This is a genomic window from Elioraea thermophila (ex Habib et al. 2022), from assembly GCF_003336755.1.
GTDB lineage: Bacteria > Pseudomonadota > Alphaproteobacteria > Acetobacterales > Acetobacteraceae > Elioraea > Elioraea thermophila.
Map to the genome: position 1 here is coordinate 180125 of NZ_QMDI01000013.1, position 15690 is coordinate 195814.

The window sequence follows — 15690 nt, forward strand, 5'->3', positions numbered from 1 at the left end:
CTCAGGGCACCCTCAGCGCACCGGAATCTCGCCAGTAACCCGCTTCCTCGGCCTCCGTCTGCAATCGCGCGACGATCTGGCGGGGATGCAGCGTGATGCCTTCGGCGTCGACCACCTCCTCGACGACGAACCTCTCGCGCGCCACCTCGGCATCCGGCTGGTCGGGGTCGATGTCGCGGCGGGCGAGCGTGACGGTGAGTGGTAGGGCAAGGCGGCGGACGGCGGACGCGTCGCCGAATTCGAGCCGATAGAGCCGGGTCGCGGTCCAGCGTTCGAGGTCGAGCTGGCGGAAACCGATGAAGCACGGGGCAGTGAAAGTGACGCGGAACGAGGCCTCGCGCGCGCCGCCGCCGGCCTCGCGCGCATCGTCGCGGAACAGCACGTTCTGGGCGCGGATCTGTCCGGAGTTGTCCATCAGCCCGACGTAGCGGGCGGTGGAGCACACGCCGAGCCGGGAGGCGCGCAGCAGGAACCCTTCGAGCCGGCCTTCGGCGGTGGCGGAGATCATCGCGCCGACGGCGGCAGTGGTCTTCGGATCGGCGATGCGCCCGGCCGCGTTGCGGAACGGATACCACGCCTCGACCGGGTACTGGTCCATCGCGATCACGCGATGCGGCGGCACAGCGAGGCGGGCGACGACGAGGTCACGCACGATGCGCAGCCGGGACAGACGCCCGGAGAGCAGCAGCACGTCGACGTCGAAGGCATGCACGACCTCGAGCAGTTCGGCCAACACCGGCGCGAGCACCGGGCCGGCCGCCTTCTCCACCTCCTCGGCGGTGACGACGAGCTCGACGTCACCGAGCGAGAACCCCTCGCCGCCGCGCCGCGCCGCCCCGGCCTCGACATGGGCGATCGCGCGCTCGACGGCGGGCAGGCCCGCGAGCAGGGTGGACAACTTCGCGCGCAGGATCTCTCCGCTCTCCCGTCCCACCAGCCCCTCATAGGCACGAAGGACGGCGAGCCCGAGCGGCTCGAGCACCAGGGAGACGAACTGGCGGCGCAGATGCCGCTCCTGCTCGCTCTGGCCCGCAGCCGAACCGGCGAGCAGTTCACGCAGAAAGGCTTTCGCGCCACTCACTCCGGCCTCGCCCAGCGCACGCTCGATGCAGGGCAGGATCGCGATCTCGATCAGCGCCTGCAGCACGTCGTCCCCGGCGATGCGAAAACCCTCGCGGAAATTCTGCTTCGGCACGATCGCCTGTCCTGCCTCCGCGACGTAGGTGGCCACCATCAGATCCGTCGTGCCGCCGCCGATGTCGATCGAAGCGATCCTGAGCGCGGGCTCCTCGCCATAACCCTTGCGCACGCGCCCGGCGATGGCGAACAGCGACGCCGCATCGGATTTCAGCCGCCAGCGACACTCGTTGTACAGCCAGACGAGCTGGGTCGCGGTCGCCTCGTCGAGGCTGGCGACCAGTTCCGGCTTCGGCGGCGGATCCGGCAGGCCGTCGCCGGCGCTCGACCAGCCGAGCAGGCTCCAGGCGAGGTCGATTGCCTCGCGCGCGCGACGTTTGAGGATTTCCTGCTCGATCAGCGGCATCGCGGGGGGGAGCGTGAGCACGAGGCGGCGCAGCCGGCGCGGCACGTTGAGCGAGCCGCGCGCGGCCCGGTGGTCGGGTGAATTGATCTGCACCGCGGCCTGCATGAGCAGCTCGCAGAGGAGGAAGGTGGTGAGGGCGGAGCGCGAGAAGAGCGCGCGCATGCCCGGGCGCTTGCGGTGGCGGATCGTTTCGAGGACGTCACCTTCTTCGGAGACGAACTCCATGAAGGCCCCCGAGACCGGCGGGTTGATCGCGGTGCCGTCCGCCGACGGGCCGTTGAAGCGCCACGGCACCGCGGTCGGCCGCTCGTCCCAGAGGTAGCGCTTCGGCGAGGACAGACCGGTCGCCCCCTCGTCGCCGCGGCGGAGGGCGGCGAGCCGCACCGCCTCTGGCCCGACGCGCACGGGACTTCCCCAGTGGAAGGCGAGCATGCGGCCCGAGGTGTTGGAGAGGGCGTCGCGGCCGAAGGAGGCGCGGTGGAACTCGACCCGGCTCTCGAACGGGATCGACCAGGTCCGCTCGGGGGCGGAGAGTTCGCGCAACGTGAGCAGCGCGCCGTTGGTGAAGTCGAGCGGGCGGTCCGGATGATCCTCGACCAGGATGCCGCATGTGCGCGAATTGCCGAGATCGAGCACGAGGTCGACCGCGATCGGTCGTGCGGCAGCGGTGGGCGAGGCAATGTCGAGGGTGCGGATCCTCGGCACCAGCCGAGCCTCATCGAGCACAGCGAGGAAGGTGAGATAGCGGGCCCAGTGCTCGGCCCGCCACGGAAGATCCTCGGGTCTCAGCTTGCCGCCGCGCGCGGCCGCGCGCGCCTCCCGGAAGTTCGCCTCCAGCCACTTGTCCACCCAGGCCTGACGCAGGAACCAGGCGTTCCATTCCGGCTCCGCGACGAGAGCGAAGACCTGCTCCTCGCGCGCCGGCGCGAGCCCGACATAGGGCGCATCGGAGCGCCGAGGCACGAGGCCAGTGTCGAAGGCGAGTACAACGGCATGCGTGTTGCCCGCGGAGTCGGGCGCCGGAAGACGAACGAGGCGGACGCGCACCCAGTTCGTCGGCCCCCGTTCGATCCGGCCATCGCGGACCTCGAACACCGGCAGCGGCGTCCAGCGCTCGAGAAAGGGCTCGAGTGCGCGCGCCGTGTTGATCTGATAGACCCGGTCCTCGGGCGGGCACGCTCCCGTCAACGGGTCGTGATACGATCCGTCCGCCTCGTCGGTCGCGAGGGGACGTAGGATCACGTGCGGCTGAGCCCCAGGCCCCTGATCCTCGACTTCCTCCCAGAAGGCGCGGGTGAGGCGCGGCAGACGCGCCTCATCGAACGGGCGGACGACGAACTGAAGGCCCGATTGCGGAACCAGGGAAAGGAGGTCGGTCTCAGCCATGACTGCGTGCCTGCGGCCGATACGCTAGCACGGAACATGGCCAAAGGGTGGACGCGCCCGAGGCGCGCCGCGGGGCTTCAGCGCTGTGGCGCGGCCTCCGTGGGCTCGGGTACGGCGCGACCCTCACGGCGCGCCCGCTCCATCGCCTCCTCGATCGCGCGGTTGAGATCCGTCTGCGTGCAGAGGCCGAGCAGCACCGGGTCGCGCGGCTTGATGTTGGCGCTGTTCCAGTGCGTCTTGTCGCGTACCTTCTGCACCGTCTCCTTGGTGGTGCCCAAGAGGGCGCAGATCTGCGCGTCCGACAAGACGGGATGATGGCGCAGCAGGAAGGCGATGGCATCGGGCTTGTCCTGGCGCTTCGCCACCGGCGTGTAGCGTCCGCCCTTGCCCTTGGTCTTCGATTTCGGCAGCACGACCGTCGTCGGCGCGAGCTGCAAGCGCGCAGTCGGATCCTTTTCGCAGCGCGCAATCTCCTCGCGCGTGAGCTGGCCGTTCGCGACGGGATCGAGACCGACGATGCCGACCGCCGAGTCCCCATCCGCGATCGCCTGCACCTCGAGCGGGTGCATGCCGCAGAACTCGGCGATCTGCTCGAAGGTGAGCGACGTGTTTTCGATCAGCCAGACGGCCGTCGCCTTCGGCATCAGAGGCAGGGGCATGGTCATATCCTCACGGCGCGGCGCTCCGTCGCCGGCGCCCGTTCCAACTTGACTGGAACATAGTGGAAACGAGCACGCGGTCAACCGCCGCGTGCGCCGAACGCTCCGTCATCATGAGAACGTCACGCCTTCAGCTTCCAGACGCTGCCGCACCAGCGCCTTCGGCACCTTGCCATAGCCGGACTTGGGCAGTCCGTCCCACACCACCACCCGCAGCGGCTGCTTGTAGCGCGCAATCTTGTCCTGCAAATGCTCGAGTACGTCATCGGGCGTCACCGTCATTCCGGCGCGTGGCACCACCGCGGCCACGCCCGCCTCGCCCCACTTGGGATGGGGCAGGCCGACCACCGCCACCTCGGCCACCGCTGGGTGGGTGAGGATCGCCTCCTCGACCTCGCGCGGGTACACGTTCGAACCGCCGGAAATGTACATGTCCGACGCCCGGCCGGTGATGTACAGGAACCCCCGCGCGTCGAGGTGGCCGAGGTCGCCGGTGTGAAACCAGCCCCCAGCGAAGGCCTTGCGATTGGCTTCCTCGTTCTCGAAGTAGCCGGCGAACACGGCCGGGCCGCGCACGCAGATCTCTCCCGTCCGCCCAGGCGGCAGGCGGTTGCCCGCCTCGTCCAGGATGGCGATGTCCATCCCCGTTCGCGGCATGCCGCAGGAGCCGAGCGGAAAGGACTGGTCATCCTCTAGGCTGTGCTGGTCAGGACGGAGCACGGTGATGTTCGCCGTCACCTCGCCGAGGCCGAAGTACTGGGTCAGGCAGCCGAGGCCGAGCTTGGCGAGGGCGCGCTTCTGGTCGGCGCGGTACATCGGCGCGCCGGCGTACAACAGATGCCGGAGCGAGGAATGGTCATGCCGATCCACGGCAGGATGCTCGATGAGCATGGTCAGCATGGTCGGCACGACGAACATGGTGGTCACCCGGTGTTTCGCCACCAGGCCCCAGACCTCCGCCGGATCGAACCGTTCCGATGCCGTCATGACCGTTGGGCAGCCGCGCGCCACCGTGGCAAGCGCGTGGATCCCCGCTGCATGGCTCAAGGGCGCGCAGACCAGGGCGCAATGGTGCTCATCCAGGCCCGGCATCAGGTCGGCAAGGTGGTTGGCGACGACGAAACTCATCTGCCCGTGCGTCAGCACCGCTGCCTTCGGCCGCCCGGTGGTGCCGGAGGTAAAGAAGAACCAGCACGGGTCGCCATAGGCGACATCCGCCTCGTGATCGGGCGGCGGGGCGTCGGCCGCAGCGAGCGCGGCATCGAGGTCGATCTCGCCGTCGCGGGCATCGCCCGACGCGAAGACGGCCGCGAGACCGGGATGGGCGGCGCGCACCGCGGCTGCATGGTCGGCAAAGCCCCGATCGCGCAGCATCGCCTTCGCCCGGCTCGCCTGGCCGAGATAGGCGACCTCGGGCGCGGTGAGTCGGACATTGGTCGGCACCCACACGGCGCCCACCTTCAGCGCCGCCCAGAGGCTGGCGAACATCGCGACCGTGTTGCGCGAATGCACCAGCAGCCGCTCGCCCTTCGTCACCCCGTGCGCGCGCAGCACGGCGGCGAACCGATCCACCAACCGGTCGAGCTCAGCCCAGGTGAGGCGCACATCGCGCTGCACGAGGGCAAGCCGATCAGGCAGGCGCCGCGCCGTCCAGGTGAGCAGGCGCCCGAGGTTCATCGCCGTCGCCGGTCCCATCCGTTCCTTCCTCCTCCGCCCGTTCGCTGACGCAAGCCCGCGCCCCTGTCCAGTGGGACGGTGTCACAGGAGTTTCACGCGCCTTCCCCTCCCCGCGTCGCGGCGCGCACCGTAGATCGAGGCTGCGCCAAACCTCTGGGAGAACCACGCGATGCGTCTCACCCGTCGCCGCCTCGGCGGACTCGCCGCTGCCGCCGCCCTCGCCGCCCCGCACGTCGCGCGGGCCAGGGTGGAAGGCACCCTCGTCCTCTATACCAGCCAGCTCGAGCCCGACGCCGCCGGCACCGCTCAGGCCTTCGAGCGCCTGCATCCGGGAGTGAAGGTGGAGTGGATCCGCGGCGGCACGGGGCAGATCATGACCCGTCTGCGCGCCGAGATCGCCGCTGGCAACCCGCGCCCCGACGTGCTTCTGGTCGCGGACAGCCTGACCTTCGAGGGACTGAAGGCGGAAGGGCGGCTGCGCGCCGTGCCCGAGGCGAAGACGGGCGCGGTGCCTGCCGAGCATCTCGACAAGGACCGCACCTATTTCGGCACCAAACTGATCACCACCGGGATCATGCACCACCTGCGGGCCCCCTTCGTGCCGCGGCGCTGGGAGGATCTGCTCGATTCGCGGGCGCGCAACCAAGTGGCGATGCCGTCGCCGTCGGTCTCGGGGGCAGCGGCGATCCACGTTCTCGCCACCGTGCAGCAGCCCTCCCTCGGCTGGGCCTATCTCGAGCGCCTCGTCGCCAACGGCGTGCAGGCGCGTGGCGGCAACGGGCCGGTGATGCAGGCGGTCGCCGGCGCCGAGCGCGCCTTCGGCATCGTCATCGACTACCTGCCGATCCGCGAGGCGGCGAAGGGAGCGCCCGTGCGCTTCGTCTTCCCCGAGGACGGGGTGTCCGCCATCACCGAGCCCGCAGGCATTCTCGCGACGGCGCGGAACGTTCCGGCGGCGATCGCCTTCGTCGAGTTCCTGCTCTCGCGCCCCGGCCAGGAGCTCGCCGCCGCCCAGGGGTTCCTGCCGGTGGATCCGGCGGTGGCGCCGCCCGCGGGCTTCCCCGACCCGAAGACGATCAAGGTCATGCCCTTCGACGCGGCGCGCGCCTTGCGCGAGCAGGAGGAGACGCTGCGTCGCTTCGCGCAGCTGACGGGCGCCTGAGCCGGGCGTGACGCTTTCGGTGGGGCGGGGGCCGGCCGGCTTCGCCCTCCTCTGGTTGCTGCTGATCGGCGCGCTCCCCCTCGGACGCCTTCTGGCCGAGGGGTTCGCCGCCTCCCCGCTCGCCGTGCTGGACGAGCCGGCGGTGGCGCGGGCGGCGTTCACGTCGCTCGCGGTCGCGGCCGGCGCGTCCGCTGTCGCTGCCCTCATCGGCTCTTGCCTCGCCTACGCGCTCTACCTGCGCGGGCCGCCACCCGGCCGCGGTGTCCTCGTCTTCCTCTCCGTCCTTCCGGTGCTGGTGCCGCCGCAGGTGATGGCGCTGGGCTGGATCCAGGCCTCGGGGCCCGCCTCGCCGCTGCTGCTCGCGCTCGGGCTGGCGCCGCCGCTCGGCACGCCCAATCCCGTCTATGGCTTGGGCGGGATGATCGCGCTGCTCGGCGTGCAGGGGGCGCCGCTCGTTCTCCTCAGCATCGCCGGTACGCTGCGCCGGCTGCCGGGCGAGGTGGTGCGGGCGGCCGAGGCGCTCGGCGCCCGCCCTGCCCAGGTGCTGGGCCGCATCCTGGTGCCGCTGCTCGCTCCCGCCGTCGCCGCCGGCGCCGCGCTTGCCTGGATCGCCGCGCTCGGCAATTTCGGTGTCGGCGTGCTGATCGGCATCCCGGCGCGGCGCATCGTCATGACGGTGCTGATCTGGCGCCGCCTCTCGCTCGGCGGTCCCGCTGCGCTCGGTCAGGCGGCCGCGCTCTCCCTCGTGCTCGCGGTGATGGCGTTTCCTGCGCTGGCCGTGCAGTGGTGGGCGGCGCGACGCAGCCCGACACCTGGCGGCACGCCGTTCCGCCCCGTTCCAGGCGGCGGTGGACCGGCGTCGAGCCTCGCCGTCGGCCTCTATCTGCTCGTCGTCCTCGCCATCCCGTTCGCCGCGCTGCTCGCCGCCTCGCTGGTGCCGGCGGTGGGGGTGGAGATCTCGGCCGCGACGGCGACGCTGCGGAACTACGCCGCCGCACTCGCTCCGGGCGCGCACACAGCGCAGGCGATCCGCAACTCGGTCGGGCTCGCGCTGACCGCCGCCGGCTTGCTCGCCCTCGCCGCGTTGCCGATCGCGCTCGCCTTGCGCCGGCCGCCGGTGCGCCTTGCCTCCTCCGCCTCCGATCTCACCTACGCCCTGCCCGGCACGTGCACCGCGATCGCCGTCATCCTGGTCGTGCTCTCCGTCCCCGGCGGCATCGTGCTTTACGGCTCTCTTGCCGCCATCCTGCTCGCCTATCTCGCCCGCTTCCAGGCGCTGGCCTTGCGCCCCGTCGCCGCCGCCTCGGCACGTCTCGATCCCATGCTGGACGCGGCGGCGCGGAGCCTCGGTGCGGGCCCGCTGCGGCGGCTCACCCGCGTGCAGGCACCTTTGCTTGCGCCGGCGATGGCCGCGGGCGCGATCCTGGTCGCACTGACCGCGGTGAACGAGGTGACGGTCTCCTCGCTGCTCTACGGCCCGGGCTCGCAGACTTTGGGCGTGCTCGTCTTCACCTTGCAGGAGAGCGGACAATCGGCCCAGGCGGCCGCGGTCAGCGTGCTCGCCCTCCTGTTGATGAGCGGGCTGATGGCGGCGGCGACACTGGCCGCGCGGCGCCTGCCGCCCGGCACGCTGCCGTGGAAACCGTGAGCCGCGTCAGCGAACCCGTTCCAGAATCGAGACGTAATTGGCGACCGCCACGCCGCCCATGTTGAAGACGCCCGCGAGCGTCGCGTTCGGCACCTGCATCTCGCCCGCCTCGCCCATGAGCTGCATGGCGGCGAGCGCGTGCATCGACACCCCCGTCGCCCCGATCGGGTGACCCTTCGCCTTCAGCCCGCCCGAGGGGTTGACGGGAAGCCTCCCCCCCATCGCGGTCGTCCCGTCGAGCGCCACGCGCGCTCCCTGCCCGCGGGGTGCGAGCCCCATCGCCTCGTATTCGATGAGTTCGGCGATGGTGAAGCAGTCGTGCGTCTCGACGAAGGAAAGATCGTCGAGCGAGGTTCCGGCGACCTCATGCGCCTTGGCCCAGGCGCGCGCACAGCCCTCGAAGGCGAGCGGATCCCGTTTCGACATCGGCAGGAAGTCGTTCGCCTGCACCGCCGCGCGGAAGGCGATGGCGCGCGGCATCGTGCGCGCCGTCTCCTCGTCCGCCAGCACCACCGCCGCCGCCCCGTCCGAGACGAGCGAACAGTCCGTGCGCTTCAGCGGACCGGCCACGAGAGGGTTCTTCTCCGACGGATGCCGGCAGAATGCGAAACCCAGATCCTTGCGCATCTGCGCGTAAGGGTTGGCAACCCCGTGGCGATGGTTCTTCGCCGCGATCGCGGCGAGCGCGTCGGAGGCGTCGCCGTAGCGCTGGAAGTAGAGCTGCGCGATGCGGCCGAAGATGCCGGCGAAGCCGGCCTCGATGTCTCCTTCCTCCTTGCGGTAGGAGGCGGCGAGCAGACTGTCGGCGATCTGCACTGGGCTCGCGTGGGTCATCTTCTCCGCGCCCACGACGAGCGCGATCCGCGCCCGCCCGGCGGCGATGTCGCCGATCGCGGCATGGATCGCGGCCGAGCCCGTCGCGCAGGCATTCTCGTGCCGTGTCGCGGGCACGAAACGGAGTTCGGGGACCGCCTGCAGCACCATCGAGGAGAAGAAATCCTGCCGGGAGAAGCCGGCGTTGAACACGCCCACGTGCACCGCGCCTACGTCGCGCGGTTCGACTCCGGCATGCGCCAGCGCCTCTGCCGCGACGGAGGCGATCAGGGCCTCGACGTCCGGCTCCTCACGCTTGCCGAAGGCGGAATGCGCCCACCCGACGATCGCGACCCGCATGGCAGCCTCCTCCCGTTCCCCTCGCGACCGCCCTTGTGCCTCGCTTGGGCCCCGCTGTCCACGGGCCGGGAGGGGGGCTTGATGTTCCGCGGTCCGGCGCCAGGATGCGCGGCTCGCCGAACCGGGTGGGGGGGAGACGCATGGAGGCCTCAACGGAGCACGCGATCGCGCGGCTGACCGAGCTCTATCGGCTGATGGCGCGGATCCGCGCCTTCGAGGAGGTGGCGCTCGCCGCGCACGCCGCGGGCGAACTGCCCGGCTACCTGCACCCCTCCATCGGCCAGGAGGCGGTTGCGGCCGGCGTCTGTTCCGTGCTGCGCCGCGACGACCGCATCACCTCCACCCATCGCGGCCACGGCCATGCGCTCGCCAAGGGCGCCGCGGTGCGGGGAATGATGCGCGAGCTGTTCGGCCGCGCGGGCGGGGTCTGTCGCGGCAAGGGGGGCTCGATGCACATCGCCGACTTCTCCGTCGGCATGCTCGGCGCCAACGGCGTCGTCGCCGGCGGGATCCCGATCGCCGTCGGCGCCGCGCAAGGCCTGCGCCTCCTCGGCTGCGACGCCATCGTCGCCTGCTTCTTCGGCGACGGCGCGATCAACCGGGGTCCCTTCCTCGAGGGGCTGAACTGGGCCGCCTTGTATCGCCTGCCCGTCCTCTTCGTCTGCGAGGACAACGCGGTCGCCGCCTTCACCGCCGCCTGTTCCGTCACGGCGGGGCCAGGGGCGGTGGCGCGAGCGGAAAGTTGCGGCGTCGCAGCCGAGAGCGTGGACGGCAACGACGTCGAAGCGGTGGCGGAGGCGGCGGCGCGGCTGGTCGCTCGTGTTCGCCGCGGCGACGGGCCGCACCTGTTGCACGCCCGGACCTATCGGCTGCTCGGCCACACCTCGACCGATCAGGCAGCCTGGCGCGACCCGGCCGAGGTCGCGGCGGCCAAGGGCCGAGATCCGATTGCGCGGGCACGCCAGCGTCTGCTCGCCGCGGGCGTGGCCGAGACGGTTCTCGATGCCATCCTCGCCGAAGCGCGCGCCGAGATGGAGGCTGCCCGCGCCGATGCCCTCGCCGCGCCCTGGCCCGATGCGGCCGAGGCGTGGGAGGACGTGCAGGACATTGGCGCCGAGACCATGGAGCAGGCGTGATGGACGCCGCCCTCGCCCCGCCGCCGGCAGCGGTGGAACCCATCACTCTCGTCGAGGCCACTCGCCGTGCGGTGGCCCAGGAGATGCGACGCGATGCGTCCGTCTGGGTGCTCGGCGAGGATGTCGCGCGCGGCGGCATCTTCGGCCAGTACCGGGGCTTGATCGAGGAATTCGGGCCCGAGCGGATCGTTTCGACCCCGATCTCGGAGGCCACCATCATGGGGGCCGGGCTCGGGGCCGCACTCGTCGGCACGCGCCCCATCATCGAGATGCGGATCTTCGACTTCGCGCTCTGCGCGATGGACGAACTCGTCAACCAGATCGCGAAGATCCGCTACATGTTCGGTGGCCAAGCCAAGCCCGCGGTCGTGATCCGCGCCCCGCACGGGCTGTGGCGAAGCTCGGCCGCGCAGCACAGCCAGTCCCTCGAGACCTGGTTTGCCCACCTGCCCGGGGTGGTGGTCGCCGTTCCCGCGACGCCGGCCGACGCCGCGGGGCTTCTCGTCGCCGCGATCCGCTCGGACGACCCTGTGCTGTTCTTCGACCCTAAGGCGCTGTTCGCCGCCACCGGCCCCGTGCCGTCGGCGATCGACCCCCTGCCCTTCGGTGTGGCGCGACACGAGCAGTGGGGCGATGATCTCACCCTCGTCTGCTGGTCGTCGATCGTTCCGGACTGCGTACGGGCAGCCGAGGCGCTGGCGCGCGACGGCGTCGGCGTCGATCTGATCGACCTGCGCACGCTCTGGCCGTGGGACGAGGCGGCGGTCCTCGCCTCCGCCGCGCGCACGCGGCGGCTTCTCGTCGTGCACGAGGCGGTGCGGGCGGGCGGCTTCGGCGGCGAGATCCTCGCACGCGTCGTCGAACGCCTAGGCCCCGGCGCGCTGAAGGCCGCGCGGCGGCTCGGCGCGCCGCGCCTGCCCGTGCCTTTCAGCCCCCCGCTCGAGGATGCGATGCGGGTAACGGAGGCGAAGATCCTCGCAGCGGCGAAGTCGCTGCTTGCCGCCTAGGCGTCGAGCGCGGTGAGGCCCGCCCCCGCGAAGCCGCCATCGACGGGCAGGGCCACGCCGGTGACGAAACTCGATTGCGCGGGGTCGATTAGGAAGAGGGCAGCCCCGGCCACCTCGTCCGGCCGGGCGTAGCGGCGCTGCGGCACGTGCGCGATCCAGTGCGCGCGCGTGGCGGGCGTATGGACGCGCGCCACCAGCGGTGTCTCGATCGGCCCGGGGCAGATCGCATTGGCGCGGATGCCCCACCGCGCAAGATCGACCGCCAGCACCTGGGTGAGGTTGATCACCGCCGCCTTCGACGACCCGTAGGCCGCCCGCCCCTTCGAGCCCCGCAGCCCCGCGACCGACGCGATGGTGACGATCGAGCCGCCGCCGGTGTCCTTCATCCAGCGTGCCGCGGCACGGGCACAGAGAAACGTTCCCGTGACGTTCACCTCGAGGATTCGCCGGAATTGCTCGGCCGAGGTGTCAAGGACGGGCACGTCGGCGGCGATCCCGGCCGCGGTCACCAGACCGGCGAGCCGGCCCGCCGCGGCGAGACCCGCGATCCAGCCTTCGACGGCGCCCTCGTCGGTGACGTCGAGCACGGCGAACCGTGTCGCATCGGGAAAGAGCTCGCGCACCGCGGCGATCGCCTCGCGGTCGCGGTCGGCGACCGCGACGTGCCACCCTTCCGCCGCAGCCGCCTTGGCGATGGCGAGCCCGATCCCCGAGGCGCCTCCGGTGACGGCGACGATACCGCGTTCCATGCGCGTCCTCCTCCCTCCTTTTCGCGAAGCATGCCGCCGAAGCGCCCGCACCGGAATGCCCCCTTGCAGGAACGGCGGACCTCTCGCCATGCTGCGCGTTGTGTCCGTTCGGGGGAACGGAGCGAAGGAGGAGACGCCCATGCCCATCGCCCTCACGCGGCGCGGCCTCGTCGCCGCCACTGCCGCCGCTCTCGCCATGCCGTGGGTCTCGCGCGCCCAGAGCCTGAAGAGCGAGTACAAGCTCTCGGTCGTCGGCAACCGGCCGATCCCCCTTTCCGAAGGCGCCTTCCAGTGGGCCGACCTCGTGACCGAACGGACGGGCGGACGCATCAACGTCAAGGTCTATCCCGGCAGCCAACTCGTCGGCGGCGACCAGACGCGAGAACTCCTCGCCATGCGCCAGGGTGTGATCGACTTCTGCGTCTCCTCGACCATCAACCTCTCCCCGCAGATCCGCGAGATGAACCTGTTTTCGCTGCCGTTCCTGATGCCGTCGCACCGCGCGTTCGACGCGCTGATCGGCGGCGAGGTCGGCCAGGACCTGTTCCGCGTGATGGCGACGCGCGACGTGGTGCCGCTCGCCTGGGGCGAGAACGGCTTCCGCGAACTCTCCAACTCGCGCCGTCCCATCCGCACGCCCGAGGACCTGCGCGGGCTGAAGATCCGCTTTGCCGCCGGTGCGATCTTCTCCGACATCTACACCGCCCTCGGCGCCAATCCGGTGCAGATGAGCTTCGCCGACCTGCAACCCGCGCTCTCCACCGGCGCGGTGGACGGGCAGGAGAACCCGATCAACCTCTTCCTCGCCTTCCGCATGGACCAGCTCGCGCAGCGTCACCTCACGGTTTGGAACTACTGCGCGGATGCCGGGATCTTCCACGTGGCGAAGAGCGTGTGGGACACGTTCTCGGCGCAGGATCGGGAGATCGTCACGGAAAGCGCGCGCGAGGCGGCGCGGCGCCAGATGGCCGCGTCGCGCAAGGGCATCACGCGCGAGGACCGCTCCTCCTTCGAGGAGCTGGCGCGCCGCGGGGTCGCGGTGGTCGAGCTCTCGGACGCCGAGAAGCAGGCCTTCGCCCGTGCCACGCGGGGTGTGTTCGACACCTGGGCGCAGCGGACGGGAGCCGAGCTCGTGCGCAAGGCCGAGGCCGCGATCAAGGCGGTATCGTAACGGCGCGATGGCGGAACGGGCCGGGGCTTTCCGGGCCGCGGCCCGACACTGACCGATGGAAACCGAGGCCCCCTCGCACTCGCCCGGGCTGAAACTGGGGGAGACCCCTCCCCGCGTGCCCATCTCGCTCGAAGGCGCGATCGCAGCCGCGATCATGGCCGCACTCGCCCTCATCACGCTCGCCAACGTGCTCGCACGCTGGTTCAGCAACGTCTCCATCGCCTTCACCGAGGAATACTCGGTCACGCTGATGGTGATCCTCACCCTGGTCGGCTCGGCCGCCGCCTTCGCCGCCGACCGGCATATCCGCCTCACCTTCTTCACCGAGAAGCTGCCCAAACGCGTCGCCCGCCTGCTCGAACAGCTCGTCCTCCTCTCCGCCCTGTTCGTCTTCGGCGCGATCGCTTGGCTCGGTGCCTTCTACGTGTGGGACGAGTATCGCTTCGAGGTGCTCTCGCCGGGCCTCGGCGTGCCGCAGTGGCTTTTCACCGTCTGGCTGCCAGTGCTCGCCATGCTGATCTGTCTCCGCATCCTCGGCCGCATGCGGCGGGTGGCCCGCGCGAGGGGCTGAGGGCCGATGGTGATCGAAGGCTCGGCCCTCCTGCTGGGCGCGTTCTTCCTCCTGTTGTTTCTCGGCGTTCCCGTCGGCGTGGCGCTCGGGCTGTCGGGTTTCGCGGTCATTGGTGTGCACGGGCTCGGCGTGATGGCGCTGCCGACCAACATCTGGACCGGCATCGCCAAATACCCGTTGCTCGCGCTGCCGATGTTCGTGCTGGCCGGGATGATGTTCGAGCGGTCGGGGGTGGCCGAGCGTCTCGTGCGGTTCGCCTCCTCGCTCGTCGGGCAGAAGCGCGGCGGGCTCGCCGTGGTCGCCGTCCTCGTCTGCATGATCCTGGGCGGAATATCGGGGTCGGGGGCGGCGGATGCGGCCGCGGTGTCGGCGGTGATGCTGCCCTCGATGCTGCGGCAGAACTACCCGCGCCCCTACATCGCTTCGCTGATCGCGGCCGCCGGATCGACCGCCGTGCTCATTCCGCCGTCGATCCCGTTCATCGTCTATGCGGTGCTGGTACCGGGCGTCTCGGTGCCCGCTCTGTTCGTTGGCGGGCTGATCCCCGGCCTGCTGGTTGGGGCAGCGCTGATGATCCCGGCCATCGTGCTCGCCAGGCTCCGCGGCTTCGGCGCGCCCGAGCCCGGGCAGCCGCGTCCGCCGATCGGTCGCAGTCTCGTCGATGCCGCCTGGGGCCTCGCGGCCCCGGTGGTGATCCTCGGGGGCCTGCGCACCGGGATGTTCACGCCGACCGAGGCGGCGGTGGTCGCCGTCTTCTACGGGCTGTTCGTCGGCAGTGTGATCTATCGCACGCTCGGTGTGCGCGAGATCTACGAGTGCCTGCGCGATTCGGCCGAGATCTCCGCCGTCGTGCTGATCATCGTCGCACTTGCCTCGATCTTCGCCTACGCGGGTGCGACGGTCGGCGCCTTCGACAGCCTCGCGCGGGGGCTCCTCGCCGTCACCTCGTCGGATTGGGCGATGAAGCTCCTGATCATGCTGCTCGTGCTGGTGGCGGGAATGCTGATCGATGCGATCTCGATCTTCCTTGTCTTCCTGCCCATCCTGCTGCCGATCGCGCGGACCTTCGGCTGGGATCTCACTTGGTTCGGCATCGTGCTGACGATGAACGTGGCGATCGGCTCCTTCACCCCGCCGATGGCGGTGAACCTGATGGTCACCTGCAAGGTCGCCGGCTGCTCGATCGAGGAGACGATCCCCTGGGTCATCTGGTTCGTGCTCGCCATGCTCGGGGCGCTCGCCCTCGTGCTGTTCATTCCGGACCTCGCCCTCGCCCTGCCGCGCGCGCTCGGCGACCTGTAGAGCAACTTTGGAATTAGGATGTTCACTGAGAGGCCTCTTGGCTCAGGACTCACTGTGTGAGCCAGAAGATGACGGCTGCGGCGAGGGTGATGGCAGCGAGGAAGGGGTGGGCGCATCGATCGTATCGGCTGGCGACACGGCGCCAGTCCTTGAGGCGGGCGAACATCAGTTCGATGCGGTAGCGCTGGCGATAGAGGGCGGTGTCGTGGGGGATGGGCGTTTTGCGCGAGCGCCGCGAAGGGGACAGGCGGCGATGCCGCGATCACGGGGGCGGCGCGGAGCGAAGCGCTATCGTCGCCGGGATGGGCGATCAGCTCGGCTGCCGCCAGCAAGGTGAGGCAGGATCAGCGTGGCGCCGCAGTGGTTGCTCCTCTATCCTTCAGTCAGCAGCAGGATCAGCGGTAACCCCTGCCCATCGCAGACGGCATGCAGTTTCGTGTGGTGCGGCCGAGGCAGCGCGAGGTTCCCCCTTTTGCGCAGGCTCGCCGCCGAGCGATGCGCTTTGA

13 protein-coding genes are annotated in these 15690 nt (G+C 70.7%); 7 read left to right on the top strand and 6 right to left on the bottom strand.

Annotated features, from left to right (window positions below):
* Position 1 precedes the first annotated feature (1 nt).
* The 3 genes from DWB05_RS14460 to DWB05_RS14470 form a co-directional block, all read right to left on the bottom strand.
* Entirely contained in the window at positions 2-2929 is a 2928-nt protein-coding gene (locus DWB05_RS14460; RefSeq protein WP_114377907.1) for a virulence factor SrfB, read from the bottom strand.
* 77 nt (positions 2930-3006) lie between these two features.
* Positions 3007-3588, bottom strand: coding sequence for a DUF1013 domain-containing protein (locus DWB05_RS14465; RefSeq protein ID WP_408608505.1), 582 nt, complete (start codon positions 3586-3588; stop codon positions 3007-3009).
* A gap of 111 nt (positions 3589-3699) precedes the next feature.
* Entirely contained in the window at positions 3700-5283 is a 1584-nt protein-coding gene (locus DWB05_RS14470; protein WP_114377909.1) for an acyl-CoA synthetase, read from the bottom strand.
* A 151-nt stretch (positions 5284-5434) separates the two neighbouring features.
* Here DWB05_RS14470 and DWB05_RS14475 point away from each other — a divergent pair, with 151 nt between their 5' ends.
* Together DWB05_RS14475 and DWB05_RS14480 are read left to right on the top strand one after the other, a co-directional pair.
* Entirely contained in the window at positions 5435-6427 is a 993-nt protein-coding gene (locus DWB05_RS14475) for an ABC transporter substrate-binding protein (protein WP_114377910.1), read from the top strand.
* A gap of 7 nt (positions 6428-6434) precedes the next feature.
* Positions 6435-8075: an ABC transporter permease gene (locus DWB05_RS14480; RefSeq protein ID WP_198669195.1), complete on the top strand. Its 1641-nt coding sequence runs from the start codon at positions 6435-6437 to the stop codon at positions 8073-8075.
* Between the two features lie 6 nt (positions 8076-8081).
* Here DWB05_RS14480 and DWB05_RS14485 read toward each other — a convergent pair whose 3' ends face one another.
* Positions 8082-9248, bottom strand: a complete 1167-nt coding sequence (locus DWB05_RS14485) for an acetyl-CoA acetyltransferase (protein ID WP_114377911.1) — start codon at positions 9246-9248, stop codon at positions 8082-8084.
* A 140-nt stretch (positions 9249-9388) separates the two neighbouring features.
* Between DWB05_RS14485 and DWB05_RS14490 the strand changes: the two genes are divergently transcribed.
* Together DWB05_RS14490 and DWB05_RS14495 are read left to right on the top strand one after the other, a co-directional pair.
* Positions 9389-10384: a thiamine pyrophosphate-dependent dehydrogenase E1 component subunit alpha gene (locus DWB05_RS14490; protein WP_114377912.1), complete on the top strand. Its 996-nt coding sequence runs from the start codon at positions 9389-9391 to the stop codon at positions 10382-10384.
* The gene (locus tag DWB05_RS14495; protein WP_114377913.1) at positions 10384-11391 is read left to right on the top strand and encodes an alpha-ketoacid dehydrogenase subunit beta; all 1008 of its coding nucleotides are present in this window, start codon (positions 10384-10386) and stop codon (positions 11389-11391) included. Before DWB05_RS14490 ends, DWB05_RS14495 begins: the two co-directional genes overlap by 1 nt.
* Here the strand turns inward: DWB05_RS14495 and DWB05_RS14500 are convergent.
* A complete protein-coding gene (locus DWB05_RS14500) occupies positions 11388-12140 on the bottom strand; it encodes an SDR family NAD(P)-dependent oxidoreductase (RefSeq protein WP_232818562.1) in 753 nt (250 codons plus the stop codon). The two genes, DWB05_RS14495 and DWB05_RS14500, sit on opposite strands and share 4 nt — an antisense overlap.
* Before the next feature lie 139 nt (positions 12141-12279).
* On the opposite strand from DWB05_RS14500, the gene dctP reads away from it, so the two are divergent.
* From dctP to DWB05_RS14515, 3 genes are all read left to right on the top strand, one after another.
* Positions 12280-13311 (top strand): TRAP transporter substrate-binding protein DctP, encoded by a 1032-nt coding sequence (gene dctP / locus DWB05_RS14505; protein ID WP_114377914.1) that lies wholly within the window; start codon positions 12280-12282, stop codon positions 13309-13311.
* A gap of 115 nt (positions 13312-13426) precedes the next feature.
* A complete protein-coding gene (locus tag DWB05_RS14510) occupies positions 13427-13882 on the top strand; it encodes a TRAP transporter small permease (protein ID WP_232818563.1) in 456 nt (151 codons plus the stop codon).
* Positions 13883-13888: 6 nt separating this feature from the next.
* Positions 13889-15184: a TRAP transporter large permease gene (locus DWB05_RS14515; RefSeq protein ID WP_114377916.1), complete on the top strand. Its 1296-nt coding sequence runs from the start codon at positions 13889-13891 to the stop codon at positions 15182-15184.
* Positions 15185-15233: 49 nt separating this feature from the next.
* On the opposite strand, the gene DWB05_RS15170 is transcribed toward DWB05_RS14515, so the two are convergent.
* A complete protein-coding gene (locus DWB05_RS15170) occupies positions 15234-15431 on the bottom strand; it encodes a transposase (RefSeq protein WP_114377917.1) in 198 nt (65 codons plus the stop codon).
* Positions 15432-15690 lie beyond the last annotated feature (259 nt).

Bases quoted from the DNA above. Each gene is read 5' to 3' on its own strand.
- DWB05_RS14460 (WP_114377907.1), bottom strand. From the start codon at position 2,929: ATGGCTGAGACCGACCTCCTTTCCCTGGTTCCGCAATCGGGCCTTCAG.
- DWB05_RS14500 (WP_232818562.1), bottom strand. From the start codon at position 12,140: ATGGAACGCGGTATCGTCGCCGTCACCGGAGGCGCCTCGGGGATCGGG.
- DWB05_RS14465 (WP_408608505.1), bottom strand. From the start codon at position 3,588: ATGCCCCTGCCTCTGATGCCGAAGGCGACGGCCGTCTGGCTGATCGAA.
- dctP (WP_114377914.1), top strand. From the start codon at position 12,280: ATGCCCATCGCCCTCACGCGGCGCGGCCTCGTCGCCGCCACTGCCGCC.
- DWB05_RS14470 (WP_114377909.1), bottom strand. From the start codon at position 5,283: ATGGGACCGGCGACGGCGATGAACCTCGGGCGCCTGCTCACCTGGACG.
- DWB05_RS14475 (WP_114377910.1), top strand. From the start codon at position 5,435: ATGCGTCTCACCCGTCGCCGCCTCGGCGGACTCGCCGCTGCCGCCGCC.
- DWB05_RS14485 (WP_114377911.1), bottom strand. From the start codon at position 9,248: ATGCGGGTCGCGATCGTCGGGTGGGCGCATTCCGCCTTCGGCAAGCGT.
- DWB05_RS14495 (WP_114377913.1), top strand. From the start codon at position 10,384: ATGGACGCCGCCCTCGCCCCGCCGCCGGCAGCGGTGGAACCCATCACT.
- DWB05_RS14515 (WP_114377916.1), top strand. From the start codon at position 13,889: ATGGTGATCGAAGGCTCGGCCCTCCTGCTGGGCGCGTTCTTCCTCCTG.
- DWB05_RS14490 (WP_114377912.1), top strand. From the start codon at position 9,389: ATGGAGGCCTCAACGGAGCACGCGATCGCGCGGCTGACCGAGCTCTAT.